Annotated in this window: 22 protein-coding genes; 6 read left to right on the top strand and 16 right to left on the bottom strand. The window is 43.0% G+C overall.

Annotated features, from left to right (window positions below; genetic code table 11):
• The first annotated feature begins 5 nt into the window (after nucleotides 1-5).
• Entirely contained in the window at nucleotides 6-863 is an 858-nt protein-coding gene (locus tag ACX3PU_RS03755; RefSeq protein ID WP_459083578.1) for an urea transporter, read from the top strand.
• Nucleotides 864-1,006: 143 nt separating this feature from the next.
• Here ACX3PU_RS03755 and sucD read toward each other — a convergent pair whose 3' ends face one another.
• The 9 genes from sucD to ACX3PU_RS03710 form a co-directional block, all read right to left on the bottom strand.
• On the bottom strand, nucleotides 1,007-1,879 hold the full coding sequence (sucD, locus tag ACX3PU_RS03750) for a succinate--CoA ligase subunit alpha (RefSeq protein ID WP_459083577.1): 873 nt from the start codon (nucleotides 1,877-1,879) through the stop codon (nucleotides 1,007-1,009).
• 135 nt (nucleotides 1,880-2,014) lie between these two features.
• The gene (locus ACX3PU_RS03745; RefSeq protein WP_459083576.1) at nucleotides 2,015-2,917 is read right to left on the bottom strand and encodes an LpxD N-terminal domain-containing protein; all 903 of its coding nucleotides are present in this window, start codon (nucleotides 2,915-2,917) and stop codon (nucleotides 2,015-2,017) included.
• Nucleotides 2,918-3,049: 132 nt separating this feature from the next.
• Complete coding sequence (gene efp, locus ACX3PU_RS03740) at nucleotides 3,050-3,613, bottom strand: elongation factor P (RefSeq protein ID WP_459083575.1); 564 nt, start codon at nucleotides 3,611-3,613, stop codon at nucleotides 3,050-3,052.
• Nucleotides 3,614-3,656: 43 nt separating this feature from the next.
• Nucleotides 3,657-4,445 (bottom strand): acyl-ACP--UDP-N-acetylglucosamine O-acyltransferase, encoded by a 789-nt coding sequence (gene lpxA, locus ACX3PU_RS03735; protein ID WP_459083574.1) that lies wholly within the window; start codon nucleotides 4,443-4,445, stop codon nucleotides 3,657-3,659.
• 2 nt (nucleotides 4,446-4,447) lie between these two features.
• Nucleotides 4,448-5,845 carry a bifunctional UDP-3-O-[3-hydroxymyristoyl] N-acetylglucosamine deacetylase/3-hydroxyacyl-ACP dehydratase gene (locus ACX3PU_RS03730; RefSeq protein ID WP_459083573.1) on the bottom strand — a complete coding sequence of 466 codons (1,398 nt, stop codon included), beginning with the start codon at nucleotides 5,843-5,845 and terminating at the stop codon, nucleotides 4,448-4,450.
• Nucleotides 5,838-6,872 (bottom strand): UDP-3-O-(3-hydroxymyristoyl)glucosamine N-acyltransferase, encoded by a 1,035-nt coding sequence (gene lpxD / locus ACX3PU_RS03725; RefSeq protein ID WP_459083572.1) that lies wholly within the window; start codon nucleotides 6,870-6,872, stop codon nucleotides 5,838-5,840. The genes ACX3PU_RS03730 and lpxD overlap by 8 nt, the downstream gene beginning before the upstream one ends.
• A 150-nt stretch (nucleotides 6,873-7,022) precedes the next feature.
• Entirely contained in the window at nucleotides 7,023-7,778 is a 756-nt protein-coding gene (locus ACX3PU_RS03720) for a LuxR C-terminal-related transcriptional regulator (protein WP_459083571.1), read from the bottom strand.
• Nucleotides 7,779-8,119: 341 nt separating this feature from the next.
• Nucleotides 8,120-8,266 (bottom strand): hypothetical protein, encoded by a 147-nt coding sequence (locus tag ACX3PU_RS03715; RefSeq protein ID WP_459083570.1) that lies wholly within the window; start codon nucleotides 8,264-8,266, stop codon nucleotides 8,120-8,122.
• A 56-nt stretch (nucleotides 8,267-8,322) separates the two neighbouring features.
• Complete coding sequence (locus ACX3PU_RS03710; protein ID WP_459083569.1) at nucleotides 8,323-9,120, bottom strand: META domain-containing protein; 798 nt, start codon at nucleotides 9,118-9,120, stop codon at nucleotides 8,323-8,325.
• Nucleotides 9,121-9,377: 257 nt separating this feature from the next.
• Between ACX3PU_RS03710 and ACX3PU_RS03705 the strand changes: the two genes are divergently transcribed.
• Genes ACX3PU_RS03705 through ACX3PU_RS03695 form a run of 3 tightly spaced genes read left to right on the top strand, consistent with a single transcriptional unit; the run spans nucleotide 9,378 to nucleotide 12,263 of the window.
• Nucleotides 9,378-9,815, top strand: a complete 438-nt coding sequence (locus ACX3PU_RS03705) for a carboxymuconolactone decarboxylase family protein (RefSeq protein WP_459083568.1) — start codon at nucleotides 9,378-9,380, stop codon at nucleotides 9,813-9,815.
• Nucleotides 9,816-9,838: 23 nt separating this feature from the next.
• Entirely contained in the window at nucleotides 9,839-11,278 is a 1,440-nt protein-coding gene (locus ACX3PU_RS03700; RefSeq protein ID WP_459083567.1) for a pyridoxal phosphate-dependent decarboxylase family protein, read from the top strand.
• 43 nt (nucleotides 11,279-11,321) lie between these two features.
• The gene (locus ACX3PU_RS03695; RefSeq protein ID WP_459083566.1) at nucleotides 11,322-12,263 is read left to right on the top strand and encodes a hypothetical protein; all 942 of its coding nucleotides are present in this window, start codon (nucleotides 11,322-11,324) and stop codon (nucleotides 12,261-12,263) included.
• Between the two features lie 13 nt (nucleotides 12,264-12,276).
• Here ACX3PU_RS03695 and ACX3PU_RS03690 read toward each other — a convergent pair whose 3' ends face one another.
• On the bottom strand, nucleotides 12,277-12,729 hold the full coding sequence (locus ACX3PU_RS03690) for a hypothetical protein (protein WP_459083565.1): 453 nt from the start codon (nucleotides 12,727-12,729) through the stop codon (nucleotides 12,277-12,279).
• Nucleotides 12,730-12,985: 256 nt separating this feature from the next.
• Between ACX3PU_RS03690 and ACX3PU_RS03685 the strand changes: the two genes are divergently transcribed.
• Nucleotides 12,986-14,209, top strand: coding sequence for a hypothetical protein (locus ACX3PU_RS03685; protein ID WP_459083564.1), 1,224 nt, complete (start codon nucleotides 12,986-12,988; stop codon nucleotides 14,207-14,209).
• Between the two features lie 19 nt (nucleotides 14,210-14,228).
• Here the strand turns inward: ACX3PU_RS03685 and ACX3PU_RS03680 are convergent, their stop codons facing one another.
• The 3 genes from ACX3PU_RS03680 to ACX3PU_RS03670 all read right to left on the bottom strand — a co-directional run bounded on the left by ACX3PU_RS03680 (nucleotide 14,229) and on the right by ACX3PU_RS03670 (nucleotide 19,115).
• Nucleotides 14,229-15,446: an HD domain-containing protein gene (locus ACX3PU_RS03680; protein WP_459083563.1), complete on the bottom strand. Its 1,218-nt coding sequence runs from the start codon at nucleotides 15,444-15,446 to the stop codon at nucleotides 14,229-14,231.
• 340 nt (nucleotides 15,447-15,786) lie between these two features.
• Entirely contained in the window at nucleotides 15,787-16,977 is a 1,191-nt protein-coding gene (locus tag ACX3PU_RS03675; RefSeq protein ID WP_459083562.1) for a PepSY-associated TM helix domain-containing protein, read from the bottom strand.
• Nucleotides 16,978-16,988: 11 nt separating this feature from the next.
• Complete coding sequence (locus ACX3PU_RS03670; RefSeq protein WP_459083561.1) at nucleotides 16,989-19,115, bottom strand: TonB-dependent receptor; 2,127 nt, start codon at nucleotides 19,113-19,115, stop codon at nucleotides 16,989-16,991.
• 357 nt (nucleotides 19,116-19,472) lie between these two features.
• On the opposite strand from ACX3PU_RS03670, the gene htpG reads away from it, so the two are divergent.
• A complete protein-coding gene (gene htpG, locus ACX3PU_RS03665; protein WP_459083560.1) occupies nucleotides 19,473-21,374 on the top strand; it encodes a molecular chaperone HtpG in 1,902 nt (633 codons plus the stop codon).
• Nucleotides 21,375-21,518: 144 nt separating this feature from the next.
• On the opposite strand, the gene ACX3PU_RS03660 is transcribed toward htpG, so the two are convergent.
• The 3 genes from ACX3PU_RS03660 to ACX3PU_RS03650 form a co-directional block, all read right to left on the bottom strand.
• Entirely contained in the window at nucleotides 21,519-21,848 is a 330-nt protein-coding gene (locus tag ACX3PU_RS03660; RefSeq protein WP_459083559.1) for a hypothetical protein, read from the bottom strand.
• 589 nt (nucleotides 21,849-22,437) lie between these two features.
• Nucleotides 22,438-23,712: a hypothetical protein gene (locus tag ACX3PU_RS03655; RefSeq protein WP_459083558.1), complete on the bottom strand. Its 1,275-nt coding sequence runs from the start codon at nucleotides 23,710-23,712 to the stop codon at nucleotides 22,438-22,440.
• A gap of 493 nt (nucleotides 23,713-24,205) precedes the next feature.
• Nucleotides 24,206-25,774: a hypothetical protein gene (locus ACX3PU_RS03650; protein WP_459083557.1), complete on the bottom strand. Its 1,569-nt coding sequence runs from the start codon at nucleotides 25,772-25,774 to the stop codon at nucleotides 24,206-24,208.
• Nucleotides 25,775-26,001 lie beyond the last annotated feature (227 nt).

The following is a 26,001-nucleotide window of genomic DNA, read 5'->3' as shown; positions in this document are numbered from 1 at the left end:
GTGCTATGACAACCCTTAAATCTATTCTGCGAGGAATCGGACAGATTATGTTCCAAAACAATAGCTTTTCTGGGCTTTTGTTTCTTTTGGGCGTTCTTTATAGTGCTCCTCAATTAGCAGCCGCCGCCGTGGTAGGAACCCTTTTAAGTACAGGTACCGCTCAACTGTTAGGATATTCAAAACAGGATATTCGAGAAGGACTGTATGGATTTAACGGCGCCTTAACCGGAATTGCTATTGGGTACTTTTTTGGATTTACGTTAACCACCGTCTCTGTTTTAATCCTTGGCGCTGCGCTTACCTCGCCGCTAAGCTTTTACCTGAAGAAAGTAATCCCGCCCTATACCGCACCTTTTGTGCTTGTAACTTGGATTTCAATGGCCGTGCTTCTCTTTCTATTTAAGATTCCACTGCTCGCCTTTCCACTGCCATTAGACATGCCGCTCGATCTCTTCGCTGCCACAGCGAAAAGCTTTGGACAGGTTCTATTTCAAGAAAACAGCGTGACTGGAATTCTCTTTCTTTTGGGTCTTCTACTAAACTCAAAAACGGCCGCTATGTATGGACTCTATGCGGCGATCCTAGGAACTTTAATTGCGCTGCTCCTAAGAGAACCTATATCCGGTCTTAATGCAGGCTTAATGGGATACAATGCGATTCTTTGTGCGATTGCACTTGCCGATTCAAAACGAAGCTCATTTGTTTGGATTTCAATTGCGACACTTCTATCCGTACTTTTAAATATCGGACTTGCTAAAGCTGGGATTATTACGCTAACCGCTCCTTTTATACTCAGTACTTGGATGGTTCTAAAACTGAAATCTTTCCAAAATAGATCTACTCCTTTAGCGCCGCTAGCTTAGGATGGAATGAAGCCAATCTCGCCATTCCCTATTTTTGGAATGGCCTTAAAACGACTACTTAAAAGATTTGACTTGGGTCCTAAAGCCAAAAAAATGAGCGACCCAATGGATCGCTCATTTTTATGTATTCAAATAGGATTCGATTATCCTAAGATTTTTGCTACCGTCACTCCGATGTCTGCAGGAGAGTCTACTACGGTAATTCCGTTTGCTCTCATGATTTCCATCTTCGCTTGTGCCGTGTCTTCATCTCCTCCAACGATTGCACCTGCGTGACCCATCGTTCTTCCTTTTGGAGCGGTTTGACCTGCGATGAAACCAACTACTGGCTTTTTAGATCCGCTTTCTTTGTACCAACGAGCTGCTTCTGCTTCAAGAGATCCTCCAATTTCACCGATCATCACGACCGCTTCCGTTTCAGGGTCGTTAATGAAAAGTTCAAGAGCTTCTTTCGTCGTAGTTCCGATAATTGGGTCTCCCCCAATTCCGATTGCAGTCGATACTCCGTATCCTGCTTTTACGACTTGGTCTGCTGCTTCGTACGTTAAAGTTCCCGATTTTGAAACAATTCCTACTTTTCCTTTTTTGAAAACGAATCCGGGCATAATTCCGATTTTCGCTTCATCCGAAGTAATAATTCCTGGACAGTTAGGACCGATAAGTCTTGCATCGCGGTCTGCAAGGTAAGATTTTACTTTTACCATGTCAGCCACTGGAATTCCTTCTGTAATACATACAATGACTTTAATTCCTGCTTCTGCCGCTTCCATAATAGCGTCTGCTGCGAATGCGGGTGGTACAAAAATAATGGACACGTTTGCTCCCGCTTTTTCTACAGATTCTGCAACGGTATTGAAAACCGGCTTACCTAAGTGTTCAGAGCCTCCTTTTCCTGGAGTTACACCCCCTACGACTTGGGTTCCGTATTCAATCATCTGAGAAGCGTGGAAAGTTCCTTCGTTCCCTGTAAATCCTTGTACAACTACCTTAGAGTCTTTGTTTACTAGTACTGACATTGTTATTTGATTTATTTTATTATAACGTTTTAATGCTTACAAATTTACTCAATCTTACCGAGGTAAAAAAAATTAAATTCAGTAATTTTCTTTTCGTTTGTGCATGCCCTTTGATCTAGGGCAAGCAAAGTGTTTTTACTTTAGATTTTTTACTTTGACTTCTTTGCGAAGGTAGTCTTTGAACTCGGTCGCAAGGGGCCCAAAATAGGTCCCTTTCTTAAGACTTTGGTTTACTCCCGTTTGCCCTAAAATGACGGTTCCTTTTTCCACATGAACGCCTGAGGCCATTCCTACCTGTCCCCAAATACTCACCTCGTCTTCGATGTGGCAGCAACCTGCAATTCCGACTTGGGCCGCAATAAGGACTTTTTTGCCAATCACCGTATCGTGTCCTATTTGAATCTGATTGTCCAAAACGCTCCCCGTTCCAATAATTGTAGTGTCTGTGACGCCTCGGTCAATGGTGCACAAGTTTCCGATCTCCACTCCATCTTCAATCACGATGTTTCCTACGGATTTTAGTCGTTCATGACCTTGCGCCGTTTTCCGGTAATAAAAGGCATCTCCTCCTAACACGGTTCCGGCTCCAATTCGAACATAATCTCCGATTCGGGTTGCGTCTCCGATGACCACATTTGGACTGATATAACATCCTTTTCCGATTTGAACATCGTTTCCGATGACCACCGAGCTATGGACAAAACTATCTTCTCCTATGGTTTGATTGCCCGGTTTCTCTTGAAAATGAGTAAGCGTAGAGAAATGCTCATTAATGAGGTTAAAGTCTCCAAAAGGATCCTTTGAAACTAGAATCGCTTTGCCCTGAGGCACCTCGACTTCTTTATCGATTAAAACGACACTGGCTCTCGAGTTTAGAGCTTTGTCGTAGTATTTGGGATGGTTCACAAAGACAATTTCACCTTCGATTACACGGTGAATTTCATTGGTTCCCAGAATGGGAAACTTAGGATCTCCGATTGCTTGAGCTCCTATGAGCTCCGCAATGGTTTCTAGGGTTTGTACAGATTCAAATCGCATCGTTTACGTATATAGCAAAAAGTAGCGCCTTTTTCCTTTTCTTTTAAAAAAGGAGCGCTAAAAAAGTAAAGGTCTTAAAAAACCAAAAGCCTTTGCTCTTTAGAAGAGGAAAGGCCTTTGATTAGGTATTTTTTACTTGACGCGTTCTTGGTAAGAACCGTCTTCTGTAGAGACTTTAATTTTATCTCCGGGTTCGATGAAAAGGGGCACGTTAATACGGGCTCCGGTTTCTACGATTGCATTTTTAAGAGCATTGGTCGCAGTGTTTCCTTTCACACCTGGATCCGCTTCTACCACTTCTAAAATCACAGAAGGGGGAAGTTCAGCCGATAGAGGGGATTCATCTGATTCTCTCAGAATGATCATCACCTCTTCTCCTGCTTTCATGAACTGCGCGTTGTCGATCATTTCTTTGTCAATGTAGATTTGAGAAAAATCGTCGTTGTTCATGAAGTGAAATCCATTGTCATCTTCATAAAGATATTGGTACTTGCGTGTAATTACCTTTACTTCTTCAATTTTGTGTCCCGCTGAAAATGTATTGTCAAGTACTTTTCCATTGGTTACGGATTTAAGTTTGGTTCTCACGAAAGCAGGACCTTTCCCTGGCTTCACGTGCAAGAACTCGATTACCTTGTAGATGTCATTGCTAAATTCGATGCAAAGACCTTTTCTAATGTCAGCTGTTGTTGCCATTTATAATTTCGAATGTATATTACGTTGTCTAAATCTTCGTTCTTTAGTCTTTCCCAGTCCCGTATCCTCTTACAATTCCTCTTGGAGAGTTGCGGACAAATTCAAGGATTTCATCGCGCTCTGCGGTAGGAAGCATTTCCTTTTCAATCTGGCTCATCGCCTGAGTCACATTGGTTTTCATTTGAAAAATGTAACGGAAGATTTTTTGAATTTCAAAAATCTTATCGTTGCTATAGCCTCTACGACGTAGCCCTACGGAATTAATTCCCGCATAGCTCATCGGTTCTCTTGCGACCTTTACGTAAGGGGGAATGTCCTTTCTTACTAAGGTTCCTCCCGCAATCATCACGTGTTTTCCCACTTTGCAAAATTGGTGAATCGCGGACAATCCTCCCATAACAGTATGGTCTCCAATTTCCACGTGCCCCGCGATTCCGCAGCCATTGACAATCACCACGTGATCTCCAATGACGCAGTCATGCGCAATGTGCGTGGTTGCCATAATTAGGCAATCCGTCCCTAGCTTTGTATGTCCAAGAGCTTTGGTTCCTCTATTGACTGTGACACATTCTCGGATCGTAGATCGATCTCCGATATAAACGTAGGAGTCTTCTCCTTCAAATTTTAAATCTTGTGGAATCGCCGCAATAACCGATCCTGGAAAGATTCGACAATCTTTCCCGATTCTTGCGCCGTTCATAATGGTGACATTGGGACCAATCCATGTGCCTTCTCCAATTTCAACATCGCCTGCAATGGTCGTAAAGGGTTCGACAATGACATTTTTTCCAATTTTGGCCCTTTTATCGACCGCAGCTAATTGATGTACCATGCTTAATCTGTTTTGTTACGTGCCACCTGGGCCATAAGTTCGGCCTCGACGGCCACTGAATCGCCGACATACCCGTAACCTTGCATATGTACAATGCCGCGACGAATCGGCTCGATGAGTTCAATCTTGAAAATAAGGGTATCTCCAGGAATGACTTTGCGTTTGAATTTGACTTTGTCAATTTTGACAAAGTACGTAGAATAGTTTTCTGGATCCGGAACGTTTGCCAGTACAAGGATTCCCCCCGTCTGCGCCATCGCTTCAATTTGAAGAACGCCTGGCATCACCGGTTCCTTTGGGAAATGCCCCACAAAGAAAGGTTCATTCATGGTGATGTTCTTCACACCCACCACGTGCGAATCCGAAAGCTCCATAATGCGGTCTACCAATAAAAAAGGAGGACGGTGCGGAAGGAGTTTCATAATCCCGTTAATATCAAAAACAGGAGGTTTTGTTAAATCAAAATCAGGCACATTCTTTCTTCTCATGAGCTTCCATTGACGGTTAAGTTTTTTAGCAAACTGAGTGTTCACGAAGTGTCCAGGTTTGTTGGCAATCACTTTTCCCTTCAGTCTCACCCCTGTAAGGGCTAAATCTCCGATGACGTCCAAAAGTTTATGGCGCGCGGCTTCGTTCGGGTACTTAAGGGTTAGATTGTCTAAGATTCCGTTGGGACGGATGGCGACATCCTCTTTCCCAAAGGCTTTTTTAAGTTTATCGGAAGTCTCATTTGTGAGTTCTTTGTCCACATACACGATGGCATTGGATAAATCCCCTCCTTTGATAAGACCTGCGTCCATGAGCATTTCAAGTTCATGCAGGAAGCTAAAGGTTCTGGCTTCCGAGATTTCTTCTTTGAATTCAGAAATATCTTTAAGCGTCGCGTTTTGAGTACCGAGTACTTTGGTCCCAAAATCGACCATGGTGGTAATTTCGTAAGTGTCTGAAGGAATAATGGTCAGTTCAGAGCCTGTGCTTGGACAGGTAAAACTAAGAACTTCTTTCACCACAAAGTATTCACGCGCTACCTTTTGCTCTTCAATCCCTGCCTCTTCTATCGCTTCTACAAAAAATTTAGAAGACCCGTCCATGATGGGCGGCTCAGCGCTTGAGAGTTCCAAATACGCGTTGTCTACATCGCAGCCTACTAAGGCGGCTAGCAAATGCTCGCAGGTATGAATGCGAACCCCTAGTTTTTCTAGAGTTGTGCCTCTCTCGGTTGTAGTCACGTAGTTTACGTCTGCTTCCACCTGAGGATGCCCTTCGAGATCGGTTCTTACAAACACGAATCCCGTATTTTCTTTCGCGGGCTTAATGGTTAGTTTTACTTCACTACCGGTATGTAAACCGATACCTGAGAGTGAGACTTCACTTTTCAGGGTTTTTTGCATGTCAGTCATCAGTCCTATCGTTTGAGTTCGCCTCTAGCTCTTCGATTCGTTTGGCTAGCTGCGGTAAATTCTTAAAATGGACGTAGCTACGTCTAAAGTCTCTCGCAGGAATGGCCGGAGATCCATAAAGAACTTCTCCATCCTGCGTACTCGAGTTCACCCCGCTCTGGGCCTGAACACTTACTTTATTTCCTATCTGTATATGGCCTACGACTCCCACTTGTCCTCCGATCATGTTCCAATCGCCAAGAGTCGTGGAGCCTGCAATTCCTGCCTGGGCAGCAATTACGTTATGTTTTCCGATTTTTACGTTGTGCGCAATTTGAATTAAATTGTCAATTTTGGTTCCCTCTCCAATGATTGTGGATCCAATGGTTCCTCGGTCAATGGTGCAGTTCGCTCCAATTTCCACATTTTTTTCAATCACCACATTTCCTAATTGAGGAATTTTTTGATACCCGTCCTTCGTCGGCTGAAAGCCGAACCCGTCCGAACCAATTACGGTATTGGAATGAATGATGGTGTTGTCACCAATCACGCAGTAATCGTAGATTCTGACCCCAGAAAAAATCTGGCAATTTTTCCCGATTTTCACGTGTTGACCTACATAGACATGCGGGAAAATCTGAGTACCGTCCCCTACCTTCACCTTTTCGGCTAAGTACGTAAAGGCTCCGATGTACACATCTTCACCCAGCACAGCGCTTTGGTCAATACTAGAGCCTTCCTCGATCCCTTCTTTTCTTTTTTGAAGCTTTTGGTAAAGATTCATCAGAACTTGAAACGACAAGTAAGCATCCTCCACGGCAATAATCGTGAAGGGATACGCTTTAGTATCATCAATTAATTTGTTTGAAACAATCAGAACCGCGCAGTCGGTTGTTTGCAAATAAGGTGCAAATTTTTCCTGTGCGACAAAGGACAAATGCCCTCTTTCTCCCCTTTCGATCGGAGATACTCCATTAATTACAGTGTCCTTATCACCGATGATTCGACCACCTATAATTTCTGCAATTTGGGATGCGGTAAATTCCATATCGTGCAAAGATAGAAAAATATGAAATAGTCTCTATTCTTATTTGATGGATTCTATCGATTTAAAGCTATTTTTCTGCCCTATTCTTCCCTGAGCTTCCTCCTCCTAGGTCTAGTAGGGTGCAAAAAAAGACTTTTCTAGCTCTCAAACTTAAATCCAACCCTCACGTACGGAGCGTGCGATCAATTCTTGAAGCGAAATGCAGCCTGACTTTTCAAGGATATTTTTGCGGTGTGTTCTCACGGTATGCACACTGCGGCAGAGTCTATCTGCAATACTTTGGCTCGTATGCCCTTGAATAACGAAACCTAAAATCTCCTTTTCCCTAGGCGACAGTAGGCTGTCTTGCGCATTAAACTCCTCTGTCAGGTGTACATTGTAATACGAGGGTGCCTCTTCCATTCCAATAAAGGAAAGCTTAGGAATTCCGGTGATATTTAGGTGGGTAAGATCCGTAAAGATGGCCAGTGTTCTTGCGCCTCCCTGAGGAAAATAATAAACTGGAACGACTTGTTGTAGGACTCTCTTGTAAATGCCTCCCTCCGTACGGAGTCGATAATCATAAGAGAACTTGTATTTGAAAAAGTGCTCCTTGTCAAGGGAAGTGAAAAACTTGACCGCACTTTTTTCGTAATGAAAGTAATAGGGACTGTCCTCAGAATGAAGGTTTCCTAAGATCCATTCTAGGGTAAACTCCTTAGGCGCAATTCCCAAAACTTTTTCAACCCCTGGATCCACAAATTCCATCTCTGTGGTTTGGGTGTTAAATACGACATAAAAATAATCACCAAAATGAAACAAGTCCAGATACTTCTTGACAATTTTCTTGACGGACAATTCGACTTGCTGACTTTTCGAATTCGGAATGGAATCCCAAATCTTCGCTAATTTTTTAATTTCGTCCACGGTTAAAAGAGTTTTTAGTTTTGATTTGTTTTTACACAAAACAAACCTTTTGGTAGTTTGTGGTAAATATACACAATACTTACCATATTATTCTCAATCAATTTTCAAATCGTTTAACAATCGTCCAATTCATTGATTTCATCCATTTCCACAAAGGTTTTTAAAATCTCAGAGCAATCAAAAAAAAAGGAAGAAGCCCTCTATTTTTAGGAAATTGCGAGTCCCTATACAGGGGTATCCTTTAAAGTTTTATAAAAAAAAGGGTCTTCTTTCTACCGATTTTTGTCCGGTACGAAAGAAAACCCTAAGGAGTTTATTTTTGAAATTTTAAAATATCGAACCTATCGAAGATAAACCGCTTTAAGCTTGGCTATTTCTTTTTCGGTTTTGTCTTTTAAAACAAGTGTATCCTCTGTTGGAACATAGAGTAAATCAGAGCGTAAGACTTTAAAAAAAGCTTCTTCCGTCTTTACTCCATCACAGGCCATTCTATAAAACTTTCAAAAAATCAAAAAGGAATAGACCGCGTATTTTTTATCAAGTTCTATTTTTTCTGAAGTCTCATGATGGCAATATCGCCTGTAATCAGTGTAAGGGTATTTCCGTTCACGCTATATTTATTCACTTTCTTCAGACTGTTGAAAAATACAGCTTCGCCCTGACCCTCACAGGCCATTTTTGTGGACATGATTTCTCCAAATTGGATTCCTCCGTTTTCTAATTTAGCCTCTGTATTGTAATTGTTACAACTACTGGTACCGTGAACCTTTCCTGTCGCTGCATCAAAACTAAGGGTAGGTTTCCCATTTGGGTAAAGCGCTGAAAACTCCACGCTTGGATCCGCAATATAATCGACTTCCCACTGTCCTTCTAATTCTTTGGCAAGCTCTGCTTCGCTTACGGCCGCAAACCTTGCAAGTGGGGCCATGCGCGCTTTGTTTAAAGAAAGAACGCCGTCTTTGATGTTATAATTGTCTGCGGTGGTCAAAACTTTATTTAAACCCGTTTCATATTGCATATTTTCACAAGCCATCATCGTAGACATTCCTTGTGCAAATTCAATTTTTCCCGAAGTAGGCTTCTCAAGTTGTCCTCCGATTCCGTTACAACCTGCCCACGCAGAATACCTTCCGCTCTGCGCATCAATCTTTAAGAACGGCATTTTTCCATTCACCAAATCAGGCACCTTTTGTCCGTTCAACTCCACAAGTCTCCATTTCGTTCCTTCTAAAGGTGTTTCGTTCATCTGTGTTTCGGTTTGAGTTTGGGAAGAGTCCTGCACACTGCAAGAGCTAAAACTAAGCATAGCGGCAAAAGCGGCCCCATAGATTGTATATTTCATAATTCTTTTATTTCTACTCCTTCTTTAAGTCAATTTTTATGCCAAGGCTCTAAGCCCACTCCCATAGAGAAAGGCTCTCCAGTGGTTTTCGTTTCCTCCCCTCGGGCTCACTCTCTTCTAAAAATTAACCTACGCCTTTTCCCTCAAAATAAAAATAGTTCTGTACCTTTAGATCCCTTTGATTAAGGGGAGTATTTACCCCTCAAAAAAAGCTTTTTTAAACTATTGAACAATTTTCAACCCCTTAAATTCACCCTATGAGCCATCGAATTCAACTTGCAACTGCAGACCCCGCCGCCCTTCAAGCCATGTTAGGACTTGAAAAATACTTGAGCCAAAGTGGACTTGACAAAAACCTATTTGAATTAATAAAGATTAGAGCCTCGCAACTCAACGGGTGCGCTTATTGTCTAAATATGCACACTAGAGACGCCCTAAAAATTGGAGAAACACCACAAAGAATTTTTCTTCTGGATGCTTGGAGAGAAACCAAACTCTATACGCCCAAAGAAAGGGCTGTACTGGCTCTTACAGAAAAAGTGACTCTCATCTCGAAGGGTCCTATTTCAGACGAAGTTTACGCGGAGGCCAAAGCGCATTTGAGCGATCAGCAGCTCGCCGCGGTCCTTATGGCGATTGTCACGATTAACGGATGGAACCGCCTTGGAATCACGCTTGAAAACGAACTAGATTAAAGTTCATTAAAAACCAATAGCCGATGGACCTTGAACAAATCAGTGCAGAATTAGACAAACTAAGAATTTCTAGCGATCAGTTAGAACCAAACGAATCTCAAAGGCAGGAGTCTTTTCGAGAAATAGAATCGTACAGTGAATTTTTCCTAAGCAGCCTTGAGAAAGGGAAAGGATATCAAAAAAAGGAAATTGGAAACTTACAAATCACAGGAGAAAGGAAAAATCTCTCCGAGCTTCTCAAAACCTACCACCGCGAAGTTGCGCAGACAGGAATCAATGCCGCCTCCCCTAAACACTTAGGCTACATTCCGGGCGGGGGACTCTTTAGCGCTGCCCTCGCTGATTTTATTGCGGCCATCACCAACCCCTACGCAAGTGTGTACTACGCTTCTCCCGGAGCGGCCACCCTCGAGAACGAAGTGATCGAGTGGCTAAAGACGGTGTTCTCTTTTCCTAAACATGCGGTGGGAACCCTATGCTCCGGAGGATCCATTTCCACTCTCGTTGCTTTTACTGCCGCTAGAGACCATCATAAAATTAAAAACGAAAGAATCCCCAAAAGCGTGGTCTATTTAAGTTCACAGGTCCATCACTCTTCTCAAAAAGCACTGCGAATCCTAGGATTGGAAGATGCCATCCTTCGGTTTGTCCCCCTAGATTCAGAGCACAGAATGATCCCCAGTAAATTAAATGAAATCCTACATGCGGATCTTGAAAAGGGGCTAAGCCCTTTTCTCATCGTGGCGACCGCGGGAACCACAGATACGGGAGCTATCGATCCTTTAAATGAACTTGCAGATATTGCTCAGCAGAATCGCCTATGGTTTCATGTCGATGCAGCCTATGGAGGCATGTTTATCCTCTCTTCGCAAAAAGAGAAATTTAGTGGCATTGAAAGAGCCGACTCACTCATTGTCGATCCCCACAAGGGACTCTTTCTTCCGTACGGCGTAGGTGCCGTGCTTGTCAAAGAAGCGAAGGATGTTCTTCACTCGCATTATTACACGGCGAATTACATGCAGGACGGGCAGCAGATGGAACTGTTGCAAAGCCCTGCCAATCTATCCCCAGAACTGACCAAACATTTCCGAGGACTTCGTGTATGGCTTCCCTTACAGCTGCACGGTCTTGAGCCGTTTGTTAGCTGCCTTGAAGAAAAACTGCTTCTCACGAAGTACTTCCGAAAAAAACTGGAGTCCTTAGGATTCTGCCTGGGCCCAGAGCCAGACTTAAGCGTAAGTTATTTTTGGTTTCCTTTTGAATCCAAAAGCGAGGAAAAAAACCGCAGATTGCTAGAAGAAATTCATCGCGACGGCAGAGTTTTTCTTAGTTCGACCCAGATTGCTTCGAAGTTTGTCATCCGAATGGCCATCCTCTCTTTTCGCACGAAAAAAGAGACGATCGACTTAGCGGTTCAAATGATTGAAGAAAATCTTCAAAAAGTTTTGGAAAAAGAATCTTAATTGTATTTCATTATTTTCTATCTTCGTCGCACAAACTTACCCCATGAAACGAAATAACACCCTAAGAATGAGCCTTCTATTTCTTCTTTGTGCGCTTTACTCGAGCGCGCAAACGGTAGAAGAAATCACTCAAAAGATTAATCAAACGCTGTATAATTACGCTCCTTATTCTGACGCCGGATCCTCCTTTATGTTTCGCAAAGAGGCACTGCAGCCCGAGTCCGATGGAAATTTTAATTTCTTTTTCTACCATAAGGTAGAGGGCGAAATTGCCCAATTCCAAAATTCTGATTTGGATTTTTCAAAAGTCATAGGAATCAGTACGGAAAATGAATCTCTGTTTCTTCATTTCCCAAAGAAAATGGTTTCAACCCGCGTCACTTTGAGAGATTTTGACAAGGAAGTTCAAAAAACCCGATATGTTACTTTATTTGCTCAAGAAAAAGACAAAGCCCAAATGACAAAGGCACTTTATGATTTGGTTATCAATTCCAAAATCAAAAAAGGCGTGATGACTCAAAATGAAGCGAAAAAAGAGTGGAAGGCTTATACCACAATGCATCCCGATATTTTCGTACATGAACACCGAAACTCGATTTTGAGCTATCCTTATTACGCCGCAAAAGATCAAGCTAGACGTCAGGAGAATTTTGACTACCTCGAAGAAGAGCTTCCTTTAGCCTTCGAAAAAGAAAAGGACCGTTTTCCGGATTTAAGAATTCAAACTCAGGAATGTGAGGCCATTCTACTCTACAGTGAGGGCAACCATTTGCACAGAATTGTGCTTCCTTATGGAAAGATCCAAATATCAGATGAGGGAATCCTTTCCTATGCGGAGCCTAAGGTCCAATATTTTCAAAAGCTAAAATCAAGTTCAGAAGCTTTTGAAAAGGTAAGTACGAAGAAAGACTTATCTCCCCTTAAAATTTCCAAAGGGCAATACATTGCCCATTACTTTTCAACCCTAGGGTCCTTCTGTGATTAATCCAGGACTAGATTTACTTTTTTTTCAGCTGAGCTATTTTCTTTAGAAGCGCATCGCGATGTTTTGCTTCATGGTAAAACTTCGGAAGCTTTTCAAGGAGCGTAAAATGCTCTCGGTCCTTATGTTCCCTTAGCTTTGCCCCTATGTACTGTTCAAGGTAGAGCAGATGAGCTAAATTATACGCGACAATCTGATAGTCCTTAAACGGAGTTCTGTACCATAAATTCACCTCGAAGTACTCGTGAGCAGCCACTTTGTAGAGGGCGGTTTTGCCCATGATTTTCACCTCCATGGATTTGGTTTTCAAAAGTCCACAGTGGGAACATCGAAGGCTCGCCATTTTCTTTTCTTCGTCCCGAATCGCGGTGGCCATTTTCCCACACTTGGGACATTCCACATCCACTTGATGCAAAAATTCCTGCAGCTGAAGATTTTGATCCTGAAAACGTTTTTGCCCTGATTCCATCTTTATCGAATTTAATAGGTGAAAAATTAGAATTTGCTTTCTCAAATATAAACTAATTCTTCAAGTGCGTAACAAAGGACGCACCCCTGTTCTTCCCTCCCTTTTCCAAGCCCTAATTTCCCTGACCAATGTCAGGAAAATAAGCCGGGTGAAATAAGAGATTGAACCTTAAAAAACGCTTAATTTTATACTAGAAAAACAACCTTGAAACGAGCTCAATTAACCCCGGCATTCCTGCCTAAAAAAAACCAATTCTATGAGAACTTCCCTATGTCTACTCTTTGCCACTCTTTGCGCTTTTTCCTTTGCGCAAAATACGGCTGACACTTTACAACCTTCCCTAAAAGCGGCAGAAGTATCCGTTTTAGAAGAAAGACTCCCCGAGCCTTCCCTCAAAAAACCTTTTGATATTTCTGTAAGTGGGTACCTTCAAACTCTCTATTCCCATGAGAGTTTTAAAGAGGCACCTAGCACCTCGCAATTTCGGTTAAGCCATTTGTTTTTAACCCTAAAGGCAGAGGCACCTGAAGAAAAACTAAGTGCGACGGTTCAATTGGATTTTGGACTCAAGGATGCCTTTTTAGATGCATGGATCGCGTACCAGCCTACCAAAAACATCACGCTTTCTCTAGGTCAAAAACAAACGCCCTTAAACAACAAAGAACTCATACTCAAATCCTCTAAACTCACCTTTCAGGACAAAAGTCTACTCAGCAGTGCTTTTGGTGCAAGCGGACGAGAGCTTGGTGTGTATGGAGAAATGGTTCTTGGAAAAAAAGAATTAAAACTCGTACCCCAAGTCGCGATTACTTCGGGCGACGGTCGCAATGTACTAAGTAACGACATCGGAGGACTTAAATACGGAGCCCGACTGGATTTCTATCCTTTTGGCTTTTTCAAAGACCAAAAGTCCTTAACGATTGGGGACCTACAACACGAGCCCAGTCCAAAACTTGTTTTAGGAGCTGCCTATTCTTACAACCAGGGCGTAAGCCACAAATCAGGAGAAGGCCATGGAGATTTTCTACTGCTCGACAAGGACCTAAATGCGGTATATCCCAACTACGAGAAAATCTACGCCGATTTACTTTTCAAATACCGGGGCTTTTCTTTCTTTACGGAATTGGCAAAGGCCCGTACTTCTGGAAACTCGACCCTTGCAAAGCATGAGAATGGAGAAGACCTTGTGGGCGAAGCGAAGGAATTATACTCCTACTTATCCTTAGGAAAAGCGTACAATTTGCAAATGGGTTATAGTTTTCCAAAAGGACTTGGAATTGATCTTCGCTACGCCTCCATTGCACCCGAGTACAGCTCCATGCAGAATTCAGTTCTTCAGAAAAGCAGCGCCTTCACCCTTGGAATTAGCAAGTACTTCCTTCGTTCTGCACTTAAACTTCATACCGCGTATAGCTTCCTAGAAAAAGAAAAGGTAGGACCTTCCCAAAGGGCCGATCTACTCGTTCAACTTTCGTTCTAAAGAACGAAAAATAAAGCTATTACGAAAGAATCTCTCGAGGAAAATAAAGGATGTACTTTGTGTTCTCACTGGTCATGGAACTGGTGAGAATCTGGTTCTCAAACTCACTGAGAGATACTTTCTGTCCGTTTTTCCGAAGAAGATGAATGGGTTGTTTTTCCGAGTTGTAAGGAAGTAAACTTCTCGAAATCTCTCCCACCAGTTCTTGTCCAAGTCCGGCGCCAAACTGCGCATCGGTAAGTTTAATCTTTTCCTGAGCAAACTCCCTTGAAAAAGGCTGGGAGGCCAAAATGGTTTTGGGTATTCTTCTTCCTAATACACACTTGCAGAAATAAGACAGCACAACGTCCTCATGATTTTGCCATAATTTAAGGGCTTGAATCACATCGTTATCGTCTAGTTGCGTAAAGCGCTCTATGTCCCCTTTGCTGGCAGCAGAATGTTTGGGTTTGTACAGAAAATAGCGAAGATTCTCTGGCGCTTCTAACGGAACTCCTTCTAATGTAAGGGTTCTTGCCCGAGCAAGAATCCTAACGAGTAGATGCTCAAGTAAGGCCGCGGTCTTGTGGTAATAGACCTGCCAGTACATAAACATTCGGGCCGTTAAATAATTCTCAATGGAGTAAACTCCTTTTGCATCGATGACCAGTTGGTCATTTGATACATTTAGCATGGAGAGGATTCTCTCTGTATTGATGCTTCCCTCCGAGACTCCCGAATAGAAACTATCGCGTCTTAGATAGTCCAGGCGGTCTACGTCCAGTTGAGAGGAAATGAGTTCATTAAAAAAGCCTCTGAAGTAGCGTCCTTGAAACATTTCGATGGCAAGAGTGAGTTCCCCTGAGAACTGCCCGTTTAGGTCCTGCATTAAAAGTAGAGAGAGTTTCTCATGGTGGTAATCCTCAAAGAGCATGTTTTCAAGTGCATGCGAAAAAGGCCCGTGCCCTATATCGTGCAAAAGGATCGCTAAGAGCGCAGATTCTTGTTCTTTTTTTGAAATCTCTACTCCTTTTAGTTTCAAGGTTTCCAGCGCCGTAAACATAAGATGCATCGCTCCGATCGCATGATGAAATCGCGTATGGGTTGCCCCAGGAAAAACCAAATTCAAAAGACCTGTCTGACCAATTCTTCTGAGTCTTTGAAAATAAGGATGCTCCAATACATCAAAAATGAGCGGTGAGGTGATTTTAATAAATCCGTGAACCGGATCGTTGATGATTTTAAGTTTGTTTTGCATAGGAAAACGGGTCTTCAAGTAGAGTGGACAAAGGTATTCAAAAAAAAGAAATTCCTCTGGAATGGATCCTCTACAAAATTAACTCAAATTTAACTACTTGCGTAGATTAATTAACCATAACTTAAGAGAGATTGGTCGTATTTTTGAACTTAAGAAGAAGCAGAATATATTATAAAATAAACGCTCATCTCAAGGATTAGGAAAAGAGGGAGATGAGAGAAAAAAAGAAAGCATCTATTTTTCACAATTCTAAAGCCAGTAGTTTTTTTTCATAGTTTATTTTTACTGGTTTTAGTGCGGAGAAGATTCTATGGGATCTTCTCCGTTTTTATTTCAACCTCTACAGAGAGCGAGTTTTGCGCTTGGCCTTTTTTCTTTTCGCCCACCATATGAGAAAACCCGTTACGGGAAGACTCGCTAAAACCAGCCCTGCTAGAAAGGCGATGACCTTGCCAAAGAGTCCCCAAATCTGTCCTGTGTGCACATCGAAATTAGCGAGAACGGCCTTTTCGCCAAAGCCTAAATGCCCATAAGGAACATGGAGCAGCAAGTCGCCGGAGTTTTTATCAAAGTACATTTTGTGTCGCTGGTGAAGCGAGTACTCCAATTGCCTTACCTGCACCAGGATGTAGGGCTGGGGATCTCCTGCCTTGCCTTTGCCCTCAATCATAAGATCGTAGGAAGCCGCCGTGGGATGAGCCGCTTCGATTTGCTCGGAGATGCGGTCCAAAACCTGGCCTTGGCTAAGGACGATCTTCGTTTGCGACTCAAGACCGGCTGTATAATCCGGCGCACTCGCTCCGCCAGAAAACACAAAGTACAGAATCGTCGGTACGATTTTAAACGCGTAATAAAGACCGGTTATACCCAGAATAAGGCCTACAAAGGCGCTGTAAAATCCAAGTACATTGTGCAAATCGTAGTTCTTACGCTTCCACGAGGTCCCCTTTTTCCACTGAAACGTCAGGGCCTTCTTCCAATTGATTTTCTTTTTCGGAAACCACAAGATAAGGCCGGTAATGAGCATGACTACGAAAATGAGCGTGGCAATACCCGCCACCCAACTGCCTATTTTACCGCCCAGCAGTAAGGAATAATGGAGTCTTAGCGTAATAAAAAAGAAGTCCGTTCGCTCGTCGTAAATCGCTTTAATCTTCCCGGTAAAAGGATCGACGTAGGCGGATTTATTGAGCTCAAACTCGGAGAGGTACGTATTGCCATCCCGATTTCTTTTATACAAATGAAACCAGTACGTCTTTTGTTTGTTGAGGGGCACGGTAATCCATCCGATAGGCTCTTTTGGGCCTTTCTGCTCACCCACCCTCTCCATAATCTGGCTAATTTTCAGCGGCGCTTTTTTCAAAGCTTCGGGGTTCTGATGCCAAATCGCCTCCCTTCGAAGGGAGTTTTGCACCTCGTCTTTAAAGACATAAAGCGATCCGCTAAGGGACAAAATAAACACAATAACCCCCACCAGCAGTCCTAGGTAAAGGTGCAGTTGACCGGTGAGTGCTCGTTTTTTCTTTGCCATAGAAGCCGTGATTAAAATTTATATTCTAAGGTCAAGGTTCCGCGCATTCCTGGCGCGTTCGAGAAGTCCGCATCGCGCGCGGTCCACCAAGCAATGCTAGGTTGGTAGAGCTTGTTAAATAGGTTCTCCACTCCAAAACTTACTTTCCAATTTTGGTTATAACGATACGAGCTGGCCAAGTTAAAGAGCGTATACGCCGGCACGGGAGCCTCCCCATACCCGTATAAGCCTTTCGCGTTAGGCGCCTGCGAGGCCTGCTGCTTGAAATTATTCACCATGCTAAGCTGCGCACTAAAATTGGCACTAGGTCTAAGCTGGATGTAGGAAATCATACGTGGCGCCATGATGCGGGCATTGTAAATCTTCTTCTCGTAGTTCCCGTCGTTGTCTTCGTCTAGTAGCCCTTCAATATAACTGTAGTTGGTTCCTAAACTAAGCCAGGGTGTGGGGTAAAGGTTAATGTAACCTTCCACGCCGTAGATTACTTCCGGGGCTCTTAGAATGTCAAATTTTCCTTCCGGAGTGGTAAAATACGAGGCCCCGAACTTGGAGCTGCTCACGTAGGCCGTCATTTCGTAATCCATCCACTTCACCGGTCTTCCGGTCGCCCCAAACTCGTAGTTGTTGGCGATGATCGGATCGGTAGGTAGCTCGGAAATGATGCTTTTGGTCGATTCGCGAAGAATCCGCCCCAGCTCGTTGATCACAAAAGACTGAGACCAGCTGGAATAGAACTGCACGGCCTCGTTTAAGTTGTAACGAATCCCGACGTTCCCCATAAGGCTGTTGTAATTGATTTCCCCGCCTTGAACAAAGATGCTCTCTGTATAGTCATCGGTCGCTTTATTGTACCTCGAAACGGTGTTGAAATCACTCACGTCCACTTTGGCATTCTCGTAGCGAAGTCCGCCCTTGAGAATCCATTTTTTACCAAGATCCAATTTTACCAAGGCAAAAGGGGCCACATTCACCATGTCCATGTTTGGGGTCCAGAAGCGGCCGTCTTCCAATTTTTGGGCGGTGACGTCGTTTAGAATATCGGCACCGTATATCAAATCGACGGTTGAATTCTTTCCGCTCACCAGGTGGGTATCCAAATTGAATCGAAGTCCTTTCTTTCTGGATTTAATGTTGGACTGCCCTCCGTTTAAAAAGGTTTTTTCGTTACTAAAGCCGTATACGGTTCTAAAGTCCTGATAGTATAAATTCACATCCAGGGCCGTATTTTTAAAGATTTGGTTATGTACGTAGCTTAATTTAGCATTGTGGTTTCTTGGGGTGCCTTGAGGCACTTCTCTTGGATCCTTTAAAACCGAAGTATCTCCTATGGTAGCGGTTTCTCCAAAGACCCCGACTTTATTTCCAAAATCAAGCTGAGACCTTGAAGCGTACCCAATATAGCTCAGTTCCAAGCGCTGATCCGAGTTTAAATCATAGCCTACTTTCAGCATCCCGTTGTAATTGTCCATTTCCGCCGGGCTGTAGGTGGTGCTCATGTTCTCCCCATTCGCATCCTTAAGTAAGCCGGTGCGTTCGTAGGCTAAAGTGAGGGCAAAATCAAACTTGTTTTTTTGTCCCGATAGATACTGACTCGCTCGGTACCCTAGGGTGCCGCTGTAAGGCTGTGCGGTGAGTCCCACTTGGGTAATTCCGCTCAGGGGTTTATTTGGATCGGCTTTTCGGGTGATGTAATTGATAATCCCACCGTCCGCTCCATTGCCGTAAATAGAGGTGGCTCCTTTAATGACCTCTATGCGCTCTAGGGCTGTGGGGTCTATGGTTCTTAAATCCCGACCTCCGTTTCTTAGCGGCGTACTCTGAGGAATCCCATCGATTAAGACCAGTACGTTACGGCCTCGAAGGGTTTGTCCGGTGCTGCTGGTTCGGTAGGTGCTGTTGCCTAAACTGGGAACGGTATTCTGCAAAATCGCCGTCACATCGGAATTGACACTCATTTGAAGTTGGATGTCCTTTTTTCCCACAATGGTCACCGAGGACGGTACCTCTTTAATGCTTTCGACTTTACGGCTTGCGGTCACAAGCACTTCGTCAATACGATTTTCTTTAAGAGAGTCTGATTCTTGGGCGCTTAAAAAAGCGGCCCCTAAGAGTCCTAATGCAACAACAGTTTTTTTCATAAAAAGGGATAATTTTTTCCAATGAGTGCCGCAAAAGTAAAAAATATTATTTGTTATTTTTAACTATTCTAAATAAACTTACAACACACAGATTAAATAAGAAATCGCACAAGGCTCGATTCCATGTAAAATAGCGCTCGGAATCGCGGACTACGAAAGCCTTTAGGGGGTAGAATCGCGTTCACCTCCACTCGATCAAAAAAAATTGAATTTCTTTCCCATGCCTTACGGGTCTCGTAAAACTTCCTAGGCAAACGCGGAGTTATAGGCTGCTTCCCCCAGTTAGGACAAATTGTCACCTTGAGCGCGTTGGTATTTTTTTTGAGATTCCCGTTGCAATTAAAAAACAAACCCATTATGAGATCAGGAAATATCAATGTATCTGTAGAAAACATTTTTCCGCTGATTAAGAAATTCCTTTACAGCGACCATGAGATTTTTCTAAGAGAATTAATCTCCAATGCCACCGATGCGACCCTTAAATTAAAGCATTTAATCAGCCTGGGCGAAGCCAAGGTGGATTACGGCAACCCTCAGATTGAAATTAAACTGGATAAAGAAAACAAAACCCTTCGCATCATCGACAAAGGAATTGGGATGAGTGGAGAAGAGGTTGAAAAATACATTAACCAAATTGCCTTTTCGGGAGCGGAAGAGTTCCTAGCCAAATACAAGGAAGGCGCAAAAGACTCCGGAATTATCGGACACTTTGGCCTTGGGTTTTACTCGGCCTTTATGGTGGCAAGTAAAGTGGAGATTCTAACGAAATCCTACCGCGAAGAAGAAAAAGCGGTACGATGGATCTGCGACGGAAGTCCGGAGTACACGCTGGAAGAGACCGACGAAAAAACTTCGCGCGGTACTGAGATTATTCTTCATATTGCCGAGGACTCTACTGAGTTCTTAGAAGAGGGCAAAATCAGAGAGCTTCTTACGAAGTACAACAAGTTCATGCCGATTCCAATTAAATTTGGAACGAGGTCCGAGACCTTGCCCTTACCTGAGGATGCGGCAGAAGATGCGAAACCTGAAACCATCGAGGTCGATAACATCATTAACAACCCAAGCCCGGCTTGGACAAAGTCTCCCTCAGAACTAGGGCCAGAAGACTACAAGAACTTCTACCGAGAACTCTACCCGATGCAGTTCGAAGACCCGCTCTTCCACATTCACTTAAACGTGGATTACCCGTTTAATTTAACCGGAATCCTGTTCTTCCCGAAACTAGGGAATAACGTGAACATTGAAAAGGATAAAATTCAGCTGTATCAAAACCAAGTGTTTGTAACGGACGAAGTCAAAGGAATTGTTCCCGACTTCTTAATGCTACTCAGAGGGGTAATTGATTCCCCTGACATTCCACTGAATGTCTCTCGCTCTTATTTGCAAGCAGACGGAGCGGTAAAGAAAATATCGTCGTACATCACGAAAAAAGTAGCAGACAAAATGGTTTCTCTAATTGGAGAAAACCGAGAGGACTACGAGCAGAAATGGAACGATATAAAAGTGGTGATTGAATACGGGATGATCTCAGAAGATAAATTCTATGAGAAATCCGATAAGTTCGCCCTTTACCCGTCGGTGGATGGAAAACACTACCTATGGAATGAGTTTGAGGCGCAGCACAAAGAAGCGCAGACCAACAAGGACGGTAACTTTATTGTGCTTTACGCATCGAATCCAAGTGAGCAGCATAGCTACATCCAAGCGGCTCAGGACAAAGGGTACGAAGTTCTTCTGTTAGATTCTCCAATTGCCCCGCACCTGATTCAAAAATTGGAAAGCTCAAAAGAGAAGATCCAGTTCGTACGAGTGGACGCGGATCACATCAACAACTTAATTAAGAAAGACGATGTGCCAATTTCAAAGCTCACGGATACGGAAAAAGAAACCCTTAAAACCAGCATCGAATCCACGATAAACGATTCAACCTTCACGGTTCAATTGGAAGATATGGACAGCACCGATGCGCCGTTTTTAATCACCCAACCGGAGTTCATCCGTCGTATGAAAGACATGCAAGCAACAGGCGGTGGCGGCGGTATGTTTGGCATGGGAAGTTTCCCTGAAATGTACAACCTCGTGGTGAACACCAACAGCGATTTAGCCGGAAAAATTCTGGAAGGAGGCAGCGAAGAGGACAAAAACGCCAAGATCAAAAGAGCCCTTGATTTGGCTAAACTTTCTCAGAATCTCCTAAAAGGAAAAGACCTCACGGACTTTATCCAAACAAGCTACAAAGACTTAGTCGGTAAATAAACCACCGATTCAAAGTATAGAAGTCCCCCTGAAGTTTCTTTTCAGGGGGATTTTTGGTTTCATTCAAAAATGTTTTTAAGGCAATAGAGACTAAGCTCTTTAGGTGCATACGCGCTAAAGAAAAAGAGTTAGACTTCTTGCTTTTTATACTGTAAAATTATCTTGTTTGCGTAGCTCTCGACTGTGCGACCTCGGAGAGCCTTCAGGCGATATACAAAAGAGAACAAGACCCATTGCAAAAACAAGAAATCCAAATGCACTTGCCCAAACCGAACTAAAAAGAGATTCTGTATTAAAAATTGAGAGCAGTGCTAAAAATTCAATCACTAATCCTCCGTAAATAAGAACTTTATAATAGAATTCTCTACTACGGAAAAACTTGCTTTGGGCAATTAACTGAGTATTGTGGGGCACTTGAACCTCTGGATTCGCTTCCTTTTGGAACGAAGGGGACTCGTAGCTTCTATTTTTCATGATTCAGATGTTTTTAGTTTTTTTATTTTTTTACGGGAAGTAACACGGACTCTTATAAAAAATGGAATTCACTTGACACTCACCTACTCGGCTCAAAAGTCTACAAGGTCCAAGAAAGGGGGAAATTTGCAATGGAAATTAGTTTTATTGAGTAGTATAGTCTCTTCCCCCTGTGGACCTGCTGAAAAAGGAATGATCCTTTGAAATATTGAATTTATCAAGGTTTATTCTATTTGCTTGCTTGTCGCTTACGCCGTCTTGAAACTTCCAATGAAAAAAGTAAATTGCCATCCTCGCATTTTAGAAGTTAAAAATAGCGTTGATCTGCGTAAAGATGGCAATTCGTAAAATCAAAGCTTCGTGTTTTCTTTCCTCATTTGTGTTTCGATGTCCAAAATTAGAACTTGGATTCTTTAAAAAGAAATCCAAGTTTGTCCAAGTTGATCATTTAGGAAGAAAGCGTGTCCTGAGTGCACATGGAAAAATCCCCCTCTAGATAACGAAGGACAAGGTAAAGTCTTGAATTAGAACTTCAGGACCAGAACTTGGACGGTTTAAAAATAAATCCAAGGTTGCTTAAGTTGAACATTTAGGAAGAAAGGGGGTCCTTTGTGTACCTTGAAAAGTCAGGATCTAAATCGCGAAGTATACTGTAAAGTCTTGTATAATGCGTTTTCTCTATCACCTGGGAAAGCTCGATCATAAGGGACTTCTTTTGAGTAGTGGACTTCGCTAAGAGGATCCGATACACCAGGTATAGACCTTTGGTATACCTATGGTAAAGGAGATCCGCCTGGTCCGTAAAATCTGTATATTCAATTTCAAATTGTGGAGGAAGAGGCTTTTCTAAGGCTTTATACAACAGGGCAAAACTCACTTTTAGAAACGCGAAGTTCATTCCAAAATAATGGACGTAGGATTTCTCGATTTTTTCTTGTAGCGGTTTGTAAAAATATTTTGCTTCTTGAAGGAGTTCAAATCCTTCTTCATAAAGCCTGAGCCAGATAAGCGTATTGGCAAAAAAGACCAAAAGCTCCTGCTTATGACTTGACGAAAGATTTTGCCCTTCCAGATTTCTCAAATAGGCTTTTATTATTGAATTCGGATCTGATTTTCCATCCATGAGCTGAACGGTCGCATAGCGCATCTCATGGTAAGGCATATAATCTCCATCGGCCTGATAAGCCTCGTAAATAGTGGAAATCGTTTTAAAATGCCGCGAGAATTCTGCATCGTCATTTGCCATAAGGGCACCAAAACAAAGAAGATTTGTCTGAGACAATTTCACGTGGTTGACCTTTGTGCTTTTGACGAGATCTTCCATCGCCTGCCGCACATACGGAGTTCCAAATAAATTGTAATTCGGAACCCACGCCAGGATATACTCCACAACCCACGGGTTGTCTCTATACTTCTCGTAAAAATATTTAAAATGGTCAAGCGATTTGTATATGTAATGAGTATATTCGTTCAACGTGCCTACGATGGTCGTGTTTTGGTGATATCCATCTTGGTATTTTTCTCCATTCTTGAAAAAGATTTCCATTGCATCTATGATATCCTTATCCTCTTTGCTGACAGATTCGGTGGATCCAAGGGAAAGACAGAAGCTGTCCCAGTCTTTGTACCCAATGTATTGACAAAGCATGGAGAGTGTAGAGCGATTCGTTTTATGGGAAGATTTGATCTTTCCAAAAAGACGTCTAAGAGTCTGCGGACTGACCTGCGTTAGTTCACTTAGCTCATCAAAACTTTTAACGGAATCGAGAGGTTTTACATATTTAATTCTAACTCGCGATAGGAGCTCCGATTTCGAGACAGAAATAGAGGACTCCTCAGCGATTTGCGAGAGGTTTTCGGGCATAGTTTTTTTTAATTGCTGGTAATTCTGCTTCCTTAAATTCTATACTACCAAAATTTGAAAAAGCAGGATTATAAAATAGGAAAAAAAAGCAATAATTGCAAAGCAAGCCAGAACCTGCTTTAAACTCCCTTAACAGACGAAAAAAGAAAAAAACGGGTGCAGAAAAAGCATTTTTCCACACCCAAAATCCACACCCAAAATCCGATTTTAGCGTACTAGGAAAGGAATAAGCTACACTGTAAACGGTAGGATCGCCACCTTTACGAAGGATTTCGTGGGCGGGCTAAAAGTGACAAATCCAGTTCGAAAGAGTGGACGATGTGGACGAAAGAGCCAAAATCAAAAGAGCCCTTGTTTTGGCTCAAGCTTTCTCAGAACCTCCTAAAAGGAAAGGGCCTACCCTACTTTATCCAAACAAACAAACAAGATTTAGAAGGCCACTTCGCGACTATCAATGCAAACAAAATCCCCTGCTTATAGGCAGGGGATTTTGTTATTCATGGAGTTTGTAAATTAAGCTCACACCAAAGAGATTGTATCGGTAGGAATCGCTCAGGGGCTTATGTAAATAATAGGTAGAGGATCCGGCCCTCATTTCCGTATTCACGCTGCCCAGCTCCAGGATTTTTTCACTTTTGAGCGATCGAATGCTGTATTGAACCCCTAGGGCAAGTGCGGTTTTAGGAATTGAAAAATGAATCCCGAACTTGCCGTAAGGACGAAGTTGATGCTTAAAGCTATCCGCAAAATCAGAGGCCTCGCTATACTGAGTGCTGAGCAGGGTGTAATTTTGAAAGATGGGAAATTCGGCGCCATACAGCCCGTAAAGCACCAGAGACTTTATCGGAATTCCAACACCTATGGCAAAGGATAAATTGAAATTTTGCTGCGTAAATTCGGCGGGCGGGGCCGAGACCGGCTGCGAATTTTGATTCATAAGCGAATATTGAAACGTGGGAGAACTGCTGTATGAGAACCCGAAATTATAGGCAATAAGTCGATAACTGGCCAGTTGTAGATCCACATGAAAAGGTTCGGACTTCACGCCTGGAGACGCCTCGACTTTCATGCCGCCCGCGTAGGTTAATTGCCAACCGAAAAAAGTGGGAACATCCCATTTGTCTAACGCGTTCTCGATTCCCACGACCCCGTGCGCAATGCCCTCGGAGGCGACCGCTAAAGAGCTTACTTGGGCAATCTTTTGGCGCAATTCCTCAGTCGGTGCATAAGAATAGGCTTCTTGGTATTTAAGGAGCGCATTTTCACTGAACGGGCCTTCACTTCTTACAAACGCATCCCCCTCAAGTTCAAGACCCTGAGCGATCAAAACGTAATTAATTTCAGATTTTTCCGCTGTTGAGGACGTCTTGGATTCCACCGTAAGGCCGGTACTCACAACCGATAAACGTTCGCCTAAATCCTCAACCATCGAGCGAATCTCGCCTTTGCGATACCTAGGAACATACAGGGGCGAAAGCGCATCGTGTCGTCTGAGTGTGGCATCCTGCCAGCCGCTACCCGTCTCCAGGTACTTATAATCTGAAAGCCGAGCCGGATCAAAGTCAATCTGGTAGACCTGATACCCGCGAGCAAGGTGTTCCTCAATGATGCCTGTTCTCATTTTGAGCGCCGCCTCACGTTTTGTATCGGAGCTCAAAATGGAATACCGCCTACTGATTTCAGGATGTACGGTAGTGGTTATAACTTCAACTTTGGGGGAGTTAAATGCAATGTTGTCATAATCGTTCCAGCCAGGTACGGCTTCGTCGAACTCGATTCTCTCAAGTAGCTTACCAAAATTCAGAAAGTGCTGGGTCTCAACCGTAGAGCTACCGAGTTGATCTTCTTTAAAGGCTATAAGATGCGAACTAATAAGCAAAACTTTAAAGGATTCCATGCTGGTCACATAACCGGTTTGATAAACAAAAGAGACGGGATCACCGCTCGAAATTTGAGCCCTTAGGCCTGAAGCAGAGCCTAAGAGTAAAAAAGCAAAAAGAGAGGCGAAGCGTAAGCCAGAATAGCCTAGAATCCATTTCTTTACTGGGGGACTGAGTTTCATAGGGTATATTTTTAAAGGTTCATTTCGTGTCGACTCGGGAGGAGCCAGAGCTCCTCTAGGAAAACCAAAAAAAAGAGCCTTAAGCTGAGTGTTTTTTCAAAGAGTCCCTAAGTGGCACAAAACTGAGCATAATAAGGAAGCGAAGAAATACCCAATACTAGGTATTTTTAGTTCCCAAGCGAGCCTTACTCTTAAAGACACAAAACTCCTGATCCTTTGGGGTTTGG

Source organism: Chryseobacterium sp. A301 (genome assembly GCF_054489425.1).
Note: the sequence above shows the minus strand (reverse complement) of the source record. Positions and strands in the feature narration are given on the sequence as shown.